Annotated in this window: 19 protein-coding genes; 9 read left to right on the plus strand and 10 right to left on the minus strand. The window is 68.9% G+C overall.

What is annotated here, in order from left to right:
• Positions 1-33 precede the first annotated feature (33 nt).
• A complete protein-coding gene (locus tag OG293_RS11805; protein WP_405998749.1) occupies positions 34-576 on the plus strand; it encodes a hypothetical protein in 543 nt (180 codons plus the stop codon).
• Between the two features lie 181 nt (positions 577-757).
• Positions 758-1,777 carry a restriction endonuclease gene (locus tag OG293_RS11810; protein WP_405998750.1) on the plus strand — a complete coding sequence of 340 codons (1,020 nt, stop codon included), beginning with the start codon at positions 758-760 and terminating at the stop codon, positions 1,775-1,777.
• 312 nt (positions 1,778-2,089) lie between these two features.
• Here the strand turns inward: OG293_RS11810 and OG293_RS11815 are convergent, their stop codons facing one another.
• Together OG293_RS11815 and OG293_RS11820 are read right to left on the minus strand one after the other, a co-directional pair.
• Positions 2,090-2,620 (minus strand): NUDIX domain-containing protein, encoded by a 531-nt coding sequence (locus tag OG293_RS11815; protein WP_405998751.1) that lies wholly within the window; start codon positions 2,618-2,620, stop codon positions 2,090-2,092.
• Between the two features lies 1 nt (position 2,621).
• Positions 2,622-3,977, minus strand: a complete 1,356-nt coding sequence (locus OG293_RS11820; RefSeq protein ID WP_405998752.1) for a tetratricopeptide repeat protein — start codon at positions 3,975-3,977, stop codon at positions 2,622-2,624.
• 223 nt (positions 3,978-4,200) lie between these two features.
• Between OG293_RS11820 and OG293_RS11825 the strand changes: the two genes are divergently transcribed.
• The 4 genes from OG293_RS11825 (at position 4,201) to OG293_RS11840 (ending at position 7,216) form a co-directional block, all read left to right on the plus strand.
• Positions 4,201-4,950, plus strand: a complete 750-nt coding sequence (locus OG293_RS11825; RefSeq protein ID WP_405998753.1) for a hypothetical protein — start codon at positions 4,201-4,203, stop codon at positions 4,948-4,950.
• 79 nt (positions 4,951-5,029) lie between these two features.
• On the plus strand, positions 5,030-5,941 hold the full coding sequence (locus OG293_RS11830) for a phosphotransferase family protein (protein ID WP_405998754.1): 912 nt from the start codon (positions 5,030-5,032) through the stop codon (positions 5,939-5,941).
• A gap of 1 nt (position 5,942) precedes the next feature.
• Complete coding sequence (locus OG293_RS11835; RefSeq protein ID WP_405998755.1) at positions 5,943-6,635, plus strand: class I SAM-dependent methyltransferase; 693 nt, start codon at positions 5,943-5,945, stop codon at positions 6,633-6,635.
• A gap of 35 nt (positions 6,636-6,670) precedes the next feature.
• Positions 6,671-7,216, plus strand: coding sequence for an HAD domain-containing protein (locus tag OG293_RS11840; protein ID WP_405998756.1), 546 nt, complete (start codon positions 6,671-6,673; stop codon positions 7,214-7,216).
• A 153-nt stretch (positions 7,217-7,369) separates the two neighbouring features.
• On the opposite strand, the gene OG293_RS11845 is transcribed toward OG293_RS11840, so the two are convergent.
• The 5 genes from OG293_RS11845 to OG293_RS11865 form a co-directional block, all read right to left on the minus strand.
• Positions 7,370-7,810 (minus strand): hypothetical protein, encoded by a 441-nt coding sequence (locus tag OG293_RS11845; RefSeq protein ID WP_405998757.1) that lies wholly within the window; start codon positions 7,808-7,810, stop codon positions 7,370-7,372.
• A gap of 57 nt (positions 7,811-7,867) precedes the next feature.
• Entirely contained in the window at positions 7,868-9,565 is a 1,698-nt protein-coding gene (locus tag OG293_RS11850; RefSeq protein WP_405998758.1) for a relaxase/mobilization nuclease domain-containing protein, read from the minus strand.
• A complete protein-coding gene (locus OG293_RS11855; protein WP_406003567.1) occupies positions 9,555-10,130 on the minus strand; it encodes a hypothetical protein in 576 nt (191 codons plus the stop codon). The genes OG293_RS11850 and OG293_RS11855 overlap by 11 nt, the downstream gene beginning before the upstream one ends.
• A gap of 315 nt (positions 10,131-10,445) precedes the next feature.
• Entirely contained in the window at positions 10,446-11,699 is a 1,254-nt protein-coding gene (locus OG293_RS11860; protein ID WP_406003568.1) for a DUF3631 domain-containing protein, read from the minus strand.
• A 517-nt stretch (positions 11,700-12,216) separates the two neighbouring features.
• Positions 12,217-12,411 (minus strand): helix-turn-helix domain-containing protein, encoded by a 195-nt coding sequence (locus OG293_RS11865; protein WP_358978449.1) that lies wholly within the window; start codon positions 12,409-12,411, stop codon positions 12,217-12,219.
• A 121-nt stretch (positions 12,412-12,532) separates the two neighbouring features.
• Here OG293_RS11865 and OG293_RS11870 point away from each other — a divergent pair, with 121 nt between their 5' ends.
• Together OG293_RS11870 and OG293_RS11875 are read left to right on the plus strand one after the other, a co-directional pair.
• Complete coding sequence (locus OG293_RS11870; RefSeq protein WP_405998759.1) at positions 12,533-13,033, plus strand: helix-turn-helix transcriptional regulator; 501 nt, start codon at positions 12,533-12,535, stop codon at positions 13,031-13,033.
• 24 nt (positions 13,034-13,057) lie between these two features.
• Positions 13,058-14,176, plus strand: a complete 1,119-nt coding sequence (locus OG293_RS11875) for a tyrosine-type recombinase/integrase (protein ID WP_405998760.1) — start codon at positions 13,058-13,060, stop codon at positions 14,174-14,176.
• A gap of 108 nt (positions 14,177-14,284) precedes the next feature.
• On the opposite strand, the gene ychF is transcribed toward OG293_RS11875, so the two are convergent.
• Positions 14,285-15,373 (minus strand): redox-regulated ATPase YchF, encoded by a 1,089-nt coding sequence (ychF, locus tag OG293_RS11880; RefSeq protein ID WP_405998761.1) that lies wholly within the window; start codon positions 15,371-15,373, stop codon positions 14,285-14,287.
• A gap of 195 nt (positions 15,374-15,568) precedes the next feature.
• Here ychF and OG293_RS11885 point away from each other — a divergent pair, with 195 nt between their 5' ends.
• Entirely contained in the window at positions 15,569-16,174 is a 606-nt protein-coding gene (locus OG293_RS11885; RefSeq protein ID WP_405998762.1) for a DUF6542 domain-containing protein, read from the plus strand.
• Between the two features lie 142 nt (positions 16,175-16,316).
• Here the strand turns inward: OG293_RS11885 and ppgK are convergent, their stop codons facing one another.
• Positions 16,317-17,057, minus strand: coding sequence for a polyphosphate--glucose phosphotransferase (gene ppgK / locus OG293_RS11890; RefSeq protein WP_405998763.1), 741 nt, complete (start codon positions 17,055-17,057; stop codon positions 16,317-16,319).
• A 31-nt stretch (positions 17,058-17,088) separates the two neighbouring features.
• Positions 17,089-18,105, minus strand: a complete 1,017-nt coding sequence (locus OG293_RS11895) for a 4-hydroxy-3-methylbut-2-enyl diphosphate reductase (protein WP_405998764.1) — start codon at positions 18,103-18,105, stop codon at positions 17,089-17,091.
• Positions 18,106-18,107: the final 2 nt, after the last annotated feature.

Here is an 18,107-nt window from a genome sequence, read left to right on the forward strand (position 1 = left end):
CCCACTGTCCGAGGCCGCTGTTACGTTCCGCCCATGACCGCTTCAGATGATCTGCTCCGCCGGATCGAGCAAGACCCTTCCTTGGCCGCCTCGCTCGCCTGGCCAGGCGACTTCGACATCGATCGCCGAGACCCCATTGAGGACCTTGCCCTTCCTACAGGAACACCGCTGCACCCGATAGCTGGCTGCGGCGCCGGCGGCACGTACTTCCTGTGCGGGGAAGCCGGGGCCGATGAGCGACCTGTCCTGTACGCCGACTCCGAGGGCCAGGCCACTCTGATCGGCGCCGACCTCGTCGAGGCCATCAGGCTCGTCGTGATCCTGCCCTTCTGGCGGGACCTGGCGAAGGGGTTCGCGATCGGCGAGCTGGGATCGGAACTCCGTGCCGACCACCCCGACTTCGACACTGAGCGCGACCGTCTCCTGGACGCCCTCGCGCTCACACCTGCCTCCGAAGAGGAGGCCGCCGCCCGGCTGTTGACCGTCGCAGCACGCACGGCCCCGAACCACATACCGCACGTTCCGGGCGACGAACATCTGCCGTACGAGCCCCTCTTCGGAGACGGCCTCGGATAGCGACACAGCCCTCGGTGGGAATGGCAGCAGTCTCACTTCGCTGCGACGTATTCGGGCGGGTCGACTCCGCCCCGTTTCCGGGCTGGATCGAGGCCCGACTCACTGACGCTCATGGGCGTCATCACGTCTTCCAGCTCCACTGGCCCGCCGCACATGGCGGGGCAATCCATAGCGAAGGCAGGTGAGTGCCCGACTCCTCTCTGTAGCATCATCTGACCAGGCGTTAGCAGCCCTGTACAGAGACTGGGAGGTCGGACGAAAGATGACAAGCACACCGAAACCCGCGCCGCCGATCAGCCCAGCCGCCTACGGCGCCCTTGCTGGCGCGCTGAAATCGATCTTCTGGTACAAGCGTGACCTTGAACGCTTCATCCGCCTGTGGGCCACAGACCACCCTTCCTTGCTGGCCCACATGGACTTCAGTGGCTACAAGTGGGCCACCACGGACGAGTTCGTGGACCGACTGATGGCGAATGAGGGCCGATACCGCGACCTTTCACTTCGGATGATGGCGGAGATCTCGCAACTGACGAGCTTCCCTGGGCTGAAGCGACACGAGAGCGCCGAATCGCTGGTCGCCGAAGCAAGGGAAGCGGTTGACCACCTCAGGGAGCTGGTAGACCGCCAGCGCGATGCCCACGAGGAACAGTCACACTTCGATGATGAACTTGTCACCTACCGTGCGGTGGTGGAGGCTCAGCAGAGCTTCGACGCCAAACTTGCCGCCCTCAAAGAACGCTTCATCGAATTGGAGCGTATGGATAATCGCCAGAAGGCTGGCAGGCTCTTCGAGCCATTCCTAAACGACGTCTTCAGGTTGTTCGACATGGAGCCCCGCCTGTCATACAGCCTGGAATACGAGCAAATCGACGGCTCACTCACATTCGACACAGATGACTACATCATTGAGGCCAAGTGGTGGCAGGAGGCAATCCAGCCCCACCATCTTTACACCTTTAACGAGAAAGTAAGGCGAAAGGGAAAGAATTCACTTGGAATATTTATCAGCGTAAATGGATTCACTAGCGGAGCACGAGAAGCATACCGAGAGAGCACTCCGTTCCTGACGATGGAAGGTCTCGATTTCTTCTACGTTCTCGATGGACGCCTCACGCTCGACGAACTTCTTCGACGTAAGAAGCGTCACGCAAACGAGACCGGAAGCTGTTATTTCCCGGCCACGATGTTCCCGGGCGAGTAGCTGGCTACCGTTGAGGCGGAGTCGCAAGACGCTCTGCTGCTTGAGGTGGGCCGCATCGAGGACGTTGACCCACTGCTGGCGACTGCGGGATATAGGTGGCGACCGTCCGTGCATTGATGTGGGAACGAAGGGGTGCAGGATAATCCTGGCACGACCCGCGCCAACTGCTCTGCAGAGCCGACCCGGCCGCCGGAGACAAGGTGTACGCGGACCGCCTGGCCAAGGCGACGCGCCCACCGCCAAAGCGGCCTGAGCCCTCCCTCAGACAGGGCCGAGATTTTATACATAATGCGCCCGAATTCAGGGCGGCGGCTAACTCCATCCGTCGAGTGACACCTGGGAACTTCCGACCAGGTACTGATGGAGGGCGCTGGCTGTGGTGTCCACAAAGGCTTCGGGGATGGCGTCGGCGTCGATCCAGCGGACCTGGGAGTGCTTGCGGGGTTCGCGGTTTTCGGGTTCGCCGGTCCAGTCGTGGGCGGCGAAGACGACCGTGAGGAAGCCGTTGGGGGCTTCGACGCCCCAGGCGCCGTGGATGATGTGGGCGACCTTGAGGGACTCGGGCTTTACGGTGAGGCCCGTCTCCTCGTAGAGCTCGCGCACCGCAGTTTCGGTGATGGGTTCGCCCGGCTCGCTCTTGCCGACGGGGAGGTCCCACAGGCCCTGGGCGAACTTGGCGTTTTCGCTGCGCTGGAGGAGGACGACGCGGTTGGTCGCCTTGTCGTGGACGATGACGGCCGCGACCAGCAGGGTCATCGATTCGAGCGCCGGCTTGAGGGCTTGGGAGCGGTCGTCGGTCTGCTGGGCCACGGTGTTCCCTTCGTCGGGCGGGTTGTTGGGCATGTTAGGCGAGGGCCTCGCGGGCGCGGCGGGCGAGATCGGCGGCACCGGGAACGCGGCGGCGCTGGTAGACCGCGAGCGTGGAGCGGATTGAGGTGATCGCCTTGCGGGTGCGGTCGGAGGTCATGCCTTCCATGAGGACGAGGGACTGGGTCCAGGCGGCGACGGCCTCGTCGGCGCGGGCCTGGGCGGCGAGGCTGTCGCCGAGATCGGCGTGGGTGAGGGCGTGGACGCGCTTGTACTTCTCCGGGTCCCAGCGAGTGAGGGCGTCCCGGTGCTGCTGCTCGGTGCCGATGTGGTCGGCGAGGTCGGTCAGGGTGCGGGCGGTGTGGCTGGCCACGGTGCCAGCGGCCGGTCCGCTTACGCGGGAGTAGCTGGGCTGGGGGCCGTCGTCGCGGAGGAGGGCGTCTTCGGCAGCGAGCAGGGCGCGCGCGGCCTGGGGGTTCTCGTTCAGGGCGGCGTAGGCGCGGGCGTGGGTGATGTGGAGGAGAGCCTCGGTCTGGCCGTCGACGTGGCCGAGACCTGTGCGTAGGGCGCCTTCGACGAGGTCGACGCAGTGGTGGGGCTGCTTGAGGCTCAGGGCCTGGTGGGCGAGGGCGCGCATCATCCAGGCGGCGTGGCCGTGGGGGTCGGCTTCGCAGGCGAGCTTGTAGCCGACCTGGTAATAGCGCTGGGCGGCGCCCTCCTGGCCGAGGTCGTGGTGCTTCCACCCTGCGAGGTAGGCGAGTTCGGCGACGGCGCCGAAGGCGGCCCGTCGTAAGGCTTCGCTGGGGAAGCGTCCGCGCAGCATGGGGGCGGCTGTGTCGGCGAGGTACGCGGTGACGGTGGTCAGGCCGTGCCCGCCGCCGAGGCGCTCGTCGGCGGCGCTGAAGGCCGCGGTGATCTGGCGCACGACGTCCACGTCCTCCGCGCCGACCAGGGACGTGCCGGTGCGGGCGCGGAGCATGCGGGCGGTGGCTTCGTGGTCGTAACCGAGCGGCATGGCGACGCCGGCAGTGGTGAAGGCCGCGATGGCGAGGAAGCGGCGGCGCTCGACGTCGGCCCGGCCCAGGTCGGTGACCGCGAGGACGGGGTCAGATTCCGCCGGCTCTTCGTCATCACCTGCCTGGAGGCCAATCTCGGTCTGGGTGATCGTGCGCCCCGCTCGGCGGGACAGAGCCTCGGCCAGGTACTGACCTACCCGGCCCGACGGGGCACGGGTGCCGTTCACCCAGTGCGAGATGGCCGACTTGTTGGTCTGGAGGATCTCGCCGTTCTCGGCGGCGATGCGCCGCACGTCTCGGGCGAGGGCCTCGTAGGTGCAGCCGACCGCGTCGATGACGTCGCGCAGACGGGAGTTGGGTTCTCTCTGCGCCGCCACGATCGCCTCCGCCCTGGAGCTGTAAACCGCGTATACCGCTTCAACTGCCTTCCACCGTACCCACTGAGCGTGACCACCGGTTCACTTATCAGCAGCCGCCCGGAACGGCGCGACCGTGATCCAGGCTCCCCCTTGGTCCGGGCGGCTCCCCGAAGTTCCGTACGCCCACACCGGGCTCGGGCATTCCTGTGCCCGAACCCGGCCGATCAGAGACGGAGACACGGTGACCACCATCGACACCACGGCCATCACGGTCGAGCTGCCCGAGGCGTTCGACCCGCGCTGGAGCCGCCTGCCCGGCATCCAGGTCGACGGCCGGCGCATCACGATCGACCCGGCCGAGTACTTCTTCCGCTTCGAGTCCAACTCCTGGCTCGTCGCCGACTGGGAGCTGGTCAAGTCCCAGCTCCTGGACGTGGACGAGACGACCGAGAGCGCGGTCGAGCAGCTCGCGCTCGACTTCATCAAGAACCACGGCGAGTCCACCTCCGACGCCGCCCGCGTCCTGGCCACCGCGTACGAGGTGTACGCCTACCTCTTCCGTGACGAGCACCTCGCCGGTCTCGGACTCCCGCAGATCACCGCCGATCACCTGCGGATGCTCCGCGAGGCGGCCACGCTCATGGCGCTCAACAAGGTCGAGCTCGACGGGCACATCTCCAACGTCGGCCCGTGCTGGTTCTTCCCCGCCGCCACCTCCGTCGTCTTCGACCTGGACGACGAGATGGGCGGGATGCTCGACGAGGTCTACCACGGCGGCTGGTTCAACGAGCACCGCCGGATCGAGTCCATCAAGGCCCACGCCGCCCTCGGCGGCCGGCTCGTGCACGGGTGCCAGTCCGTGCCGGACCAGTCCGGCGGCGCGGTCGCGCCCTACGGTGCCTCGATGGCGAACTTCCGCGACGACCTCTGCGCGTTCAAGGCGGACTGGATCGAGCAGGTCTACGCCCACCGCGTGAACCCCGCCGCGTAACCCACCACCCGATCAGGCTCCGGGGCGGCCCAGCATCCCTCGCCCGCCCCGGACGCCACCATCTCCCCGGAGTCCTCACGTGACCACGAACCCCAGCGCCGAACTCCTCGACAACCTGCTCACCGTGGCCGGCCAGACCACCGCCGTACGGGAGGAGGTACGCGTGTGGTCCATGTCCGGCGTCGAGCGCGTGGCCTTCCCCGACGGCTCCACGGCCATCTTCAAGTACGCCAAGAAGCCGTTCGACAGCGAGGACCAGGCCCTCCGCCTGGCCCGCACCCTCGGCGTCCCTGTCCCCCAGGTCCACGCCTCCGCCGTTCTGGACGGCTGGCTCGGCATGCTCATGGAGGACCTCGGGCCGTCCGTCCGCGAGGCCGATGACCTGGACGGCGTCGCCGCGGCCGTGGTCCTGCACGGCACCCGTACGGCTCCGCCCTTGCCCGTCCTGGACCAGCAGCGGCTGCGCACGCTGCCCGCCCGGGCGCTGGAGCATCTCGAACGGCTGCGCAAGGCCGACCGGTGGCAGGACGCCGATGACGTCGAGGACGCGCTCAACCGGATCGCCGAGGCCGCCGATGCCCGCTCGGCCGGAGCGACGTTGGCGCCGTTCGGCTGGGTGCACTCCGAGTTCCACCCCACCAGCCTCCACATCGGCGAGCACGGCTGGAGGCTGCTCGACTTCGCCCGCGCCTTCACCGGTCCCGGACTGCTCGACCTCGCCAGCTGGCACGGCACCATCGAGCCCCCGCACCCCGTGCGCCTGCGCGTCTTCCTGGAGCAGTACGTCACCGCCGGTGGCACCCCCGACGCCCTCGCCCCGCGCGGCGGGCTCACCGCCGAGAACTGGGCCCTGGGCTGGCACCGAATGTGGGCCGTCGAGTGGTTCATGGAGCAGTCCATCCGCTGGATCGACGACCCGGCCACCGACCCCGCCTACCTCAAGGCCGTCCGCCGCCACCTCATCGACGTCCTCCACCTCCTGGAGATCTGACGTGCTCGCCCAGGCATCCCCATGGCACGCCCACGCCCTCCAGCGCACGGCCGACGGACTCGCCGAACCCCTCTCCGTACCCGCCCGGATGGAATGGACCACGAGACCCGGCCAAGAACCCGGAGCCGAGGTCCTCGGCCCCGACCTGCGCGGCAAGCGACTCCTGGAACTCGGCTGCGGCCCCGGCCACAACGCCGCCCACCTCGCCACCCGCCACAGCGCCCACGTCACCGGCATCGACCTGGTCGGCCTCCAGGTCCGCCGCGCCCGCTCCCACTACGGACGGCTGAACAACCTCACCTTTGTCGCAGGCCACGCCCTGCACTACCTGCACGCCTCCGACGAGCAGTTCGACGCGATCTACTCCGTCTTCGGCGCCGTAGGGCTCGTCGCGCCCGAGCTCCTGCTGCCAGCCATCGCCCAGCGACTTACGCCCGGCCGTGTGCTCGCCTTCTCCGTCCCCCACCCGCAGCGCGGCGGCCGCAGCCCCTCCGGCGACGACCGGCCCCGCCGCGACCACGTCACCCTCCCCGACCACACCCGGCTCCCCATCGCCCGCTGGGAGTTCGACACCGACCGGTGGGAGAAGCACCTCAGCCAGGCCGGCTTCTGGCTCACCTCGGCCCAGGAGTTCCACGACCCCCGCATGGGCCACTGGCCCACCACCCTGCTGATCCGCGCCCGCAAGCTCTGACCAGCCATTCGCCCTGGCTTCCCCCGGAGGAACCGATGCGCCCTCCCTACCTGCTCCTCGACATCGACGGCGTCCTCATACCCTTCCCCAACGCGGACGGCTCGACCCCGGTCACCCACGCCCGCCACGACGTCGTCCCCACCGGCCGGAGCGCCGACAACCCGGTCACCATCTGGCTCGACTCCGCCCACGGCCTCGCGCTCATGGACGTGATCCGTACGGGTCTCGTCACGCCAGTCTGGTGCACCAGCTGGCGGCAGGACGCCACCACCCTGATCGGGCCCCTCCTCGGCCTCCCGTCGCTGCCGTACGTCGACCTGCCGCGTCCGCAGATCACCACCAGCCACCCCAACGGCTACCTCTGGAAGCGCGACCACGTCGACGCCTGGCTGTCAGACGCCCCCGCCGTCTGGATCGACGACGACTTCACCAGCCTCGACCACGCCTGGGCGACGGAGCGCACCGCCAAGGGAACGGCGACCCTCCTCGTTCAACCCGACCCACACCTCGGGCTGCAGCCCGAGCACCTGACCGAGGTCACGACGTGGGCCTCGCAGTTACCCACAGCCCGCGCCGCCTGACGACTGATGCCCTCGCTGCCAGGAGCAGCGAGGGCATCAGGGTGCGCTGTGGGCCCTGCCTGCCTGGGCGCCGTTGTGATCCTGAACGCGATGGCAGCGTGATGGGGACTCTTGGAAACGGCTCTGACCGGAGTTCCGTGAAGCGTTGATCGTCTACGAGGTCGCCGACCTGGCGGCCGACGACTGCGGAGTGGGCCACGGCTGGTCGTCAGGTGTCGTTGCGGGGCGGCCGGCCAGTACGTAGTCGCGGTACTCATCGCCTGCCATGGACTGGTTTACCCAGCGTTCGCGTACGGCTCCGGTTTGGCTCTCGGCAGCGTCCATGGCAGCAAGCGGCTCACTCGTGGTTGCCAAGAGCAGGCCGAAGTCCTCTTCCCCGTCGTCAAACAACGGTGGTAGCGAATCCAGGTCGCCAGTCAGGGGTTCACAGTCGAGAGCGGCGTGGACGTAGACCTGGTAGGACCCTTGGGCCGGTCGTATTTCGACCCAGCGGATCCCCGGCCTCTCGGGGCTTCCAGCCGGTCCGAGGAACTGCTCGACGGAACGCTCCCACTTGAGGGCGCCGAGGATAAATGGTTCTGCGAGATAGCGCACGCCGGAAGGCTACGGCGTGATGAGGATGCGCGTCCGCAGAAGGGCATCTGACCGGGGTCAGCGGTGCCGACTGCGCTCTTCGGCCCTCACGGTCACTGGTGTAGCCGGAGGGTATGGCGTGGTGGACATGGAGGATGTGCCGCTGATGGTGCTTCGCCTGCGAGCCGCTTGCGTCCGCCGGTTCGGCTGAGCGGTGATGCGCCAGTTGAGGACCTCGGCGGGGCGCTCGGCACTGTCGAGTTCTCGCAGGGTGCCGATCGCGGCCAGGAGATGCCGGGGATTGTGTCCGGCGGTTTCCGCGTGGGCGAGGGTAGTGATCAGGGCGGCCCAAGCGGGGTCGGCGAGGATTCGGTCGGCATGGTTGGGGAGAGCCGCACGAACGTCCTGCTCGAAGCGGCGGGCGGTCGCGGCTCGTGGTGCGCGGCGGGCCAAGTCGGCCAAGACGGGTGCGGCGGCCTGCTGGTAGCCCGCCTGTAGGTGGCGGAAGGCTTGTTCGGCCGCAGCGGCCTGCTGTTCGTGGCCGCGCTGCTGGTGCCACTTGGCGGCGGCGCGGGTCAGATGCACGGTGGCGAAGAGCAGGGCGATGGCGAGCCCGCCCGGCTCGCTGGAGGCGTAGGCGAGCTCCTTGGCGGCCTTGCGCAGGGCGCTGGCGGCTTGGTGGTCGGCGCGGGTGGCGGAGCGGCGGGCGCGGTTGAACGCCATCGCCGCCGCCCGCAGTTCCGCCCGGTGAGGGCCGGTCGTGGCGCTGGCGATGTTGTACAGGGCATCACCGAAGGCGGCCAGGTAGCCCTGGGCGGCGGCATCGTCATCGGAGTCGAGGACGGAGTGCGCCGTGTGTATTGCGGTGGTGGTGTGCCGCCATGGCTCGGCGGGGTCCGCCACATACCGGGGGCGGTCGGTCACCTCCTGGTCGGGGAGGCGTTCGCGTAGCCGGTTGATGGAGAGGTCGGGGGCGAGTTTGTAGCCGCCGTACCAGACGGGTTCGCCAGCCGCGTTGTTGTCGCCAGGTGCGGCCAGGCTGTAGCCGATCACGTCACCGGTCTCGGGGCCGAGGCGTGTTTTGACCTTGATGCCGAGGGACTGAAGCACGGTGAAGTAGTCGGCTTCGTTGCGCACCACGGCGGCGACCGCGTACGCCTGCTCGCGCAGCCAATGCCGTGCTGTGACCGTCTGGCCCTCGCGTTCCGCCTTGGCGCGTTCGGCGCCGGTGGGGGTGCGCGGTGCGGTGAGGTCACCGGACTTCAGGCGGCGCAGGCCGAATTCGGCTTCGATCTTGCGGCATTCGGCTTGGGCCCGCTGTCCGTCGCGGTGGGTGCGGGGGCGGCGCCCGTCGGCGCGGACGGTGGTGGCCATGATGTGGATGTGGTCGTCGGCGTGGCGCACCGCGATCCACCGGCATGCCTTCTCGTCGCCTTCGGGGGCAATGCCGGCGGCGTGAACGATGCGGCGCGTGACCTCGGCCCACTCGACGTCGGTGAGGTAGCGGTCGCCGGGCGCGGTGCGGACCGGACAGTGCCAGACATGCTGGGGTGGTTTCTTGCCGCCCAGTTCGCGGGTGCGCAGGTCGACGTGGTGGTCGAGGCGCTTGGCGAGCTGGGAGTAGGTGGCTGCCGGGTCGCGGCCCGGGTCGGGTGCGCCAGCCATGTCCCAGGCGGCGACGATATGAGGGTCAGTGTGCTCGTCGCGGCGGCCGGGGCCGAAGAGGTAGACGATCAGTCCGCGGGTGTCGGAACCGGTGGAGACGTCAGGAACCATGCGTGGTGCCCTCCGTCAGGAGCTGGTCGATCAGTCGGTAGCTGTTCTGAGCCGCTTGCTCGACGCGGTCCAGCACCGCCTCGGCACGCTCGGGCACTGTTCCTCGGTGGATGGCTGCGGTGATCTGGTTGAGGTTGCCGCCGATGCGGTTCAGCGCGACCGTGTGTGCCTCGACGGCCTCGATCAGCGGGCGGAGAGGATCGTCCTCCGGGCTGCCGACCAGCCCCGCCTTGCCGAGGGCAACGGCCAGGGCGGCGTCCCCGACGAATCCGGCGAACTTCTGACCGCGCTGGTGAGCGGCGGCGCTGATCACGCGGACCGCGGTCCGCGTGAAGCGGATGGTCTTCTCCTGGTCGCGCTTCTCCACGGTGCGCTTGCGGTTCATCAGCGCGGGCAGGGTGGGAGCGTCGGGATCCCGCCAGGAGGGCTGCTCGGCGGGCGGTTGGACGTCGGCCGGCGGCTGAGTGCGCGAGGCGACGGAGTCGGCTGCGGGCGGACAGCTGGCCTCGGCTATACCCTCCTCTGGCTCGGGCGCCCCCTGGCGCCCGGCCTTCTCCTCCGCCAACCCTGGGGCGGGGGCAAGCGCGGACGAAGCCTCGTTAGAGGCTCGTTCGCTCCAGCTTGCTGCTGATCGGCGGGGCAGGCCGAAGAGTCCCTTGCGGCGGCGGGTGGGGGCGTTGTCGGTGCTCGTGTCGGGCATGGTGGTGCTCCGGTAGTCGTGTGGGGTGGGGCTTCGCCACGTCCGTTGCATCCGTCCCGTAGCTGGTCAGGGCAGGTACGGAGACGGTCACAGGTACGGAGTGATCCGTATCGCCAAGGAACTCCGTCCCCGCGCTGACCTGCGCGGGGACGGATGCGACGGATTGATACGGAGCTGGTGTCAGCGAGTGGGGTTGGGGCCAGCTGGCCAGTTGGGCGGGCCGATGGGCAGCGTCCCGGACGGAGGGGCGGGCGGCTTGCCGTGGGTTGGCCGTACGAGCGCGACCTCGTCGTCTGCGGGGGCCGGTTGGGCAGGGTCGGGACAGTAGCGAGCCCAGGAGTCGAGGAACTGGTTGCGGGCATACGCCTTGGCCTGCCTGCCGTTCTCGAAACGGTGGTTGGCCGGGCTGATGCCAAAGTCCCGTAGCAGGTTGGCCAGGTGGTAGGCGTTCAGGCCCTTGGTGCCGTACTCGGCCCACGGCCCCTCGGCGTCCTGGACGAGGGCGGCGAGCAAGTCCTGGCTGCGCAGAGCCTCTTTGTGGCCCTCCTGCTCGAACACGCGGCGGACGTCTCGCAGCAGCCGAGTCTTCAGTGTCGTCTGCTCGTCCTGGACCACCTCGTTGCGGGTCATCGCCATGCAGGTGGCACGGGCCCGCGAGGGCCAGCGCCCGCCGGCCAGGTCGGCGATGATCACCAGCGGCTCCCACGTGTCGGCGGCGCGGTCCTCGACCGGCATCTGCGGAACCGAGCCCGCCGCGGTGCTCCGCAGCGGGGCCAGCCAGGCGGTCAGCCGGTCGCGCAGCGCGTGCAGTTCGGGCAGCGAGTACCGCGAGCGGAACGGGGCTATCCGCTCGCCGGGCTTGCGCTTCTGCATGCGGATGACGACCGCCCGATCCATGATCGTGTCCGGCAGGTCACCGATCCCGGCCAGCGCGGCCATCGCGAAGGTGGGAAACGCGGTCGGCTTGTGCTCCGGCCCGGAGATCCGCCAGGCGGGCCGGTTGCGCTGGTGCCCGGCGTTCAGCAGACCGCGCAGGTCCTCCTTGTCACCGGCCTTGGGGCCGAAGATGGTGTCGGCCTCGTCCACCAGCAGCGTCGGCGGGTTCTTGCCGATGACGCGGAAGACCACTGCCGGCGAGGTGTTCACCGTCATCATCGGCTGGTGCACGGTCTCATGGAGTACGTCCAGGACACGGGACTTGCCGCACCCCTTGGTCGGTCCCACGACCGCCAGCCGTGGCGCGTGCTGGAGGGCAGGCTGGATGTGGGAGGCCGCCACCCACAACGTGACCGCCGTCAGAGCCTCGTCGCTCGGCAGCACCACGTACCGACCGATAGCCGCACGTAGGTCATCCAGCAGCTCGGCTCCTTCGTCGGCCGTCTCGCCGCCCGTACCGGCGCGGTCCCCGGTCCCCGAACCGTCGTCGGGGGTCACGGTCCCCACAGATGCGTGGGGACCGTGACCCTCACCATCGGCTCGGAGCACGGCGTGCTCGCCCGGGATTCGGGGACCGGGTTCGGGGACCAGCGGACCGAAAGTCTCCGCCCGGTCCCCGGCTTCCGCTCCGGCGGGACCGGTCCCCGGGGCACTGACCTGCGCATGTTCCGCGCTGGGGGTGTTTCGGTCCCCGACCGGAACACCCGTCGAAGCATCGCCGCTGGCGCGTGCAGCAGGGGACCGTGACTCCGTTCGGTCCCCGCTTCGGTCCCCATTGCGCCAGGAGATGCCCTGGCCGGGGACCGCGGCGGCGGGCCAGAGAACCTCGGATGCGTTCGAGGTGGCGGGGGACGTAGAGTCCTCCATAGACGTTCCTCTCAGGTGAGGGACGGCACGGGCAAGGTCCCGCCCCTCACCGGTTCGTTCGTTCAGGGATGGGCGACGTGCAGGGGAATCTCCGGCCCTCGGCGTTGGCGCGCCGGGGGCCGTTGCTGTGTCCGGGTCTGCTGGCGGCTCATGAGGCCAGGCCCCACTCGTCTCGGCCGTCGATCAGCGTGCGCTCGTAGCGCAGCAGCTCGGCCTCGGGGTACAGCACCCGCTTGCCGACCTTGATGCCGAGCGGCCCCTTCTTGATGTGGCGCCAGTAGCGGACGGTGCTTTCGGCTGTGCGGTAGCGCTCGGCGACCTCGGCGGTGGTCAGGTATCGCATGCATTCCCATTCGGCTAGGTGGCGATTCGATCTGCATAAAGTTGTACCCCAGGATCGGCGGTTACCCAAATCGGGAAGCTCATGTTTCAATTGGGATAGCGACGGTGACGATGGAGGTTCGATGGCAAGCGACAGGCCCGAGGGCGGCGAGGTGCCGCTGCTCTACAGCGAGGGAAACGTGGCCGCGCGCGTGGCGCTGGAGCGCGAGGTCAGAGGGTGGAGCACGACCGAGCTGGCGGAGCGGGTGACCAGAGCCGGCATCAAGATGAACCAGACGGCGGTCTGGCGCATCGAGAACGGCACCCCCCGTCGGCGTATCAACCTCGACGAGGCACTCGCCTTCTCCCGCGTCTTCGAGCTTCCTCTTGAAGAGCTGATGTCCCCGCCCTTGGAGGGGCTCGACATCGACAGCCGGCGGCTCGTCCAAGAAGCCGTCGAGGCGTTCTACGAGGCTCGAGACGCGCGCGACCGTCTGCACCACGCCGTGGTCGCCATCGCCGACCACATCAAGGCCCATCCCGACAGCTCGCGGGCGATCCACGAGCAGTGCCTCCGCCTCATGGGCGACGAGCGGGACGCTCGCACCCTCAGCAACGACATCGAGGACGGCGGCCACTACTGACAACCGACACGAAGGAGAAGCCACTTGGCCAACATCCAGAAGCGCCCCAACGGCAAATGGCGTGCTCGCTACCGCGACCTCGACGGCAAGGAGCACGCGCGCCACTTCGACCGCAAGATCGATGCCCAGCGGTGGCTCGACGAGGTCACGGCCAGCCTGGTCACCGGGCAGTACGTCGACCCGCGGTCGGCGAAGAAGCCCTTCAAGGAGTTCGCGGAGGAATGGCGGGCCATCCAGCCGCACCGACCTTCCACGGCCAAGGCGGTGGCCCAGCACCTGCGCTGCTACGTCTACCCGGCCTGGGAGAAGCGGGCACTCGGCGCGATCAAGCCCGGCGACGTCCAGAGCTGGGTCACCAGCCTGACCACCACGCACGGGCTGGCCGCCAGCACCTCACGGACGGTCTTCAACACGGTCAACGCCGTCTTCCGGGCGGCCGTCCGTGACCGGATGATCCCTCACAACCCGTGCGCCGAGGCGAAGCTGCCCTCGGTACCACGGAAGAAGATCGTGCCACTGGCCGTCGAGCAGGTACGGACGCTGTCCGAGGAGATACCCGCCCGATACAAGGGCCTCGTGCTGCTCGGCGCGGCCACCGGGCTCCGTCCCGGCGAGCTGTTCGGCCTCCAGCTCCGGCACGTGGACCTGCTGCACGCGACCGTCTCGGTCGAGCAGCAGATCCAGCAGACCGCCAAGCACGGCGTGTACGTCTGCCCGCCCAAGACCGCTCGCTCGCACCGCACGGTCCCGCTCCCCCGCATGGCAGTGGACGCGATGAAGGCCCACCTGCGGGACTTCCCCGCCGATGGGCCCGAGGGCTGGATCTTCACGGCGCCGCAGGGCGGGCCCGTGGTCTACACGCACTTCATGGACGGGTCCTGGCGGCCCGCCTGCGCGAAGGCCGGCATACCGAAGGGCACCGGACCCCACGCCCTCCGGCACCACTACGCCAGCCTGCTGATCAAGCACGGCGAGTCGGTGAAGACCGTCTCCGAGCGCCTCGGCCACACCAACGCGGCCATGACGCTGAACATTTACACCCACCTGTGGCCCGACTCCGAGGAGCGGACCCGGGCCGCCGTCGACAAGGCGTACGCGGACCAGTCCGCCGATGCCCAGCCACAGGTCGACGAAGCGGCGTAACCGCTCCCCCGCGTGCCGGACTCATCCAGCACGCTGCGGACTCTGCGCGGACAGCAAAGGCCGCCCAACCCGCTCCGCCGCAGGTCAGACGGCCTTTCGCCACACGCATTAGACGTTGAAGCGGAACTCCACCACGTCGCCGTCCTGCATCACGTAGTCCTTGCCCTCCATGCGCGCCTTGCCCTTCGCACGCGCCTCCGCCACCGAACCCGTCTCCACCAGCTCTGCGAAGGAGATCACCTCGGCCTTGATGAAGCCCTTCTGGAAGTCGGTGTGGATCACTCCGGCCGCCTCGGGGGCCGTCGCGCCCTTCTTGATCGTCCAGGCGCGGGTCTCCTTCGGGCCCGCCGTCAGGTATGTCTGCAGGCCCAGGGTGTCGAAGCCGACACGGCCCAGCGTCGCCAGGCCCGGCTCCTCCTGGCCCATCGACTGAAGCAGTTCCAGCGCCTCGTCGTCGTCGAGCTCGATCAGCTCCGACTCGATCTTGGCGTTCAGGAAGATCGCCTCGGCCGGGGCGACCAGCGCGCGCTGCTCGTTCTTGAAGTCCTCGTCGACCAGCTCGTCCTCGTCGACGTTGAAGACGTAGAGGAAGGGCTTCGTGGTCAGCAGGTGCAGCTCGTGCAGGAGCCGGCCCTTCTCCGTGCCCGCGGTGATGCCCGCCGCGAAGAGCGTCTGGCCCGCCTCGAGGATCTTCTGCGCCTCCTCGACCGCCGCCAGGACAGCGATCTTGTCCTTCTGAAGGCGGGACTCCTTCGTCAGACGCGGCACGGCCTTCTCCACCGACTGGAGGTCGGCCAGGATCAGCTCGGTGTTGATCGTCTCGATGTCGTCCTTCGGCGAGACCTTGCCGTCGACGTGGACGACGTTCTCGTCCTTGAATGCACGGATGACCTGGCAGATCGCGTCCGACTCGCGGATGTTCGCCAGGAACTTGTTGCCCAGGCCCTCGCCCTCGCTCGCGCCCCGCACGATGCCCGCGATGTCGACGAAGTCGACGGTCGCCGGGAGGATCCGCGCGGAACCGAAGATCCCGGCCAGCGTGGCGAGGCGGGCGTCCGGGACGCCGACGACACCCACGTTCGGCTCGATCGTGGCGAACGGGTAGTTGGCCGCCAGCACGTCGTTCTTGGTCAGGGCGTTGAACAGGGTCGACTTGCCGACATTCGGCAGGCCGACGATTCCGATCGTGAGCGACACGTTGGCGACTTCCTGGAGTGATGACTGGCTGCTGGGCGCCCGGCCCGTCGGTGGGCCGATCCCCCAGTTTACGGGCGGGTCAAGCCGGGCGACGACGGGAGCCCGAGCCCCCGGCCGGTCGAACTCACGGCCAACGTCACCCAAAAGGCGTGTCTCATACCTGTTTCCCTCCCCATTCCGACCTACGTTGGTCTGGTGGAGCAGCACAGGACGAGTCAACCTCAGCGCCGCCAGCGGCCGCAGCCCCCTCTCACCCCGCAGAGTCCCCTCACTCCTCAGAGTGCCCTCGCCGAAGGTCCGGCCGTGTACGAGGGTCCCGCCGTCTACGGCGTGACCGCCCGGCCCGCACGCACCGTGCCTCCCATCGTGCTCGCCCTGCGCCGACTGCCCAAGCCCCGCCTGACCGGGCTCGGCGGCGGGCTCTTCGGAGCGGCGACGATGCTCGTGCTCGGCTGCCTGGACTGGCTGCTCCTCGGCGGCTCCGCGGTGGTGTACGGGGTGCTGTTCCTGCCGGTCGCCGCGCTGACCGCGCTCTGGGTGCGGGAAGCCGATCTCGTCGCCGCCCCGATCAGCGTGCCGATCGCCTTCGCCATCGGGATCGTGCCGGTCTCCGGCGGAGAGGGCGGCTTCGGCGGGCAGGTGATGGCCGTGGTCACAGCCCTCGCGGTGCACGCCGGGTGGCTGTACGGCGGAACGCTGATCGCCGGCCTCATCACCTGCGTACGGAAGGTGCGGATGATGAGCCGCAGGCAGCGCCGCAACAACCGCCCGGGCGGTCCGGGCAGCGCACGCCGCCGCTGAGCCGGCGCGCGAACGCCCGGCTGAGCCGGGCGGTCCCCGGACAGTCGTCTCGGACAGCCGACGGAAAGCCCGCGGCCACCGGGACCGCGGCCCCCTCCCTGCCCGTCGCCGCCGTCCGCTACCTGCCCGTCGCCGCCGTCCGCTACCCGCCCGTCGCCGCCATCGCCGCGCCCACGATTCCCGCGTTGTTCTTCAGCTCCGCCGGGACGATCTCCGCCCGGATCCCCTCGATCAGCGGAATGAACTTGTCCGACTTGCGGCTCACCCCGCCGCCGATGATGAACAGCTCCGGCGAGAACAGCATCTCCAGATGCACCAGATACTTCTGCACCCGTCGCGACCAGTGGTGCCACCCGAGGTCCTCGTCGTCCTTTGCCTTCGTCGACGCGTGCTTCTCGGCTTCGTGGCCGTGCAGTTCCAGATGGCCCAGCTCGGTGTTCGGCACCAGACGGCCCTCGATGAAGAGCGCGCTGCCGATGCCCGTGCCGAACGTCAGCAGCATCACCACACCCTTGCGGCCGGCGCCCGCGCCGAAGGTCATCTCGGCGACTCCGGCGGCATCCGCGTCGTTCAGTACCGTCACCGGCAGGCCGCCGACGCGGTCGCCCAGCAGCTTGGCGGCGTCCACGTCGATCCAGCCCTTGTCGACATTGGCCGCGGTGCGGGTGACACCGTCCGTGACAACGCCGGGGAAGGTGATGCCGACCGGGCCCGACCAGCCGAAATGGCCGACCACCTCGGCGACGCCGTCCGCCACTGCGTCGGGGGTCGACGGGTGCGGGGTCAGCACTTTGTGGCGCTCCTGCGCCAGGTCGCCGCGCCCAAGGTCCACAGGTGCGCCCTTGATGCCGGATCCGCCGATGTCCACTCCGAACACGTCCATGGGACACAACGTTACGGGCAGCGGCTGACAGTCACTCCCCGGATGTCTGCGCGGCAGGCCTGCCCGACAGTTCGGCGGCCTCGGCGCGCAGGTCCCTGCGGAGCTCCTTCGGCAACGAGAAGGTGATGGACTCCTCGGCCGCCTTGACGAGCTCGACGTCCTCGAACCCGCGCTGCGCCAGCCACTCCAGAACGCCCTCGACCAGGACCTCGGGGACCGAGGCGCCAGAGGTGAGGCCGACCGTCGAGACGCCTTCCAGCCAGGCTTCGTCGATCTCCTCGGCGAAGTCCACCAGGTGGGCGTCGCGCGCGCCCGCCCCGAGCGCCACCTCGACCAGGCGCACGGAGTTCGAGGAGTTCTTGGAGCCGACGACGATGACCAGGTCCGCATCCGCTCCCATCTGCTTGACCGCGATCTGGCGGTTCTGCGTGGCATAGCAGATGTCGTCGCTCGGCGGCGAGATGAGCTTCGGGAACTTCGTCTTGAGCGCGTCGACCGTCTCCATCGTCTCGTCGACCGAGAGCGTGGTCTGCGAGAGCCAGACGACCTTGGACTCGTCCCGTACGGAAACGTTCGCGACATCCTCGGGGCCGTCCACGAGCGTGATGTGCTCGGGGGCCTCGCCGGACGTGCCGATGACTTCCTCGTGGCCGTCGTGGCCGATCAGGAGGATGTCGTAGTCCTCGTTCGCGAAGCGCACGGCTTCCTTGTGGACCTTGGTAACCAGCGGGCAGGTCGCGTCGATGGTCGCGAGCCTGCGCTGGGCGGCCTCCTCGTGGACGACCGGCGCCACGCCGTGCGCGGAGAACATGACGATCGACCCCTCGGGGACCTCCGCCGTCTCATCGACGAAGATCGCGCCCTTCTTCTCCAGGGTCTGTACGACGTACTTGTTGTGGACGATCTCGTGGCGGACGTAGATCGGCGAGCCGTACTGCTCCAGGGCCTTCTCCACGGCGATCACGGCACGGTCCACGCCCGCGCAGTAGCCACGGGGAGCGGCGAGCAGGACGCGTCGGGCGGGAGTCGTAGCAGTCATGCCCCCCATCG

The organism is Streptomyces sp. NBC_00829 (genome assembly GCF_045161795.1).
Taxonomy (GTDB): Bacteria; Actinomycetota; Actinomycetes; order Streptomycetales; family Streptomycetaceae; genus Streptomyces.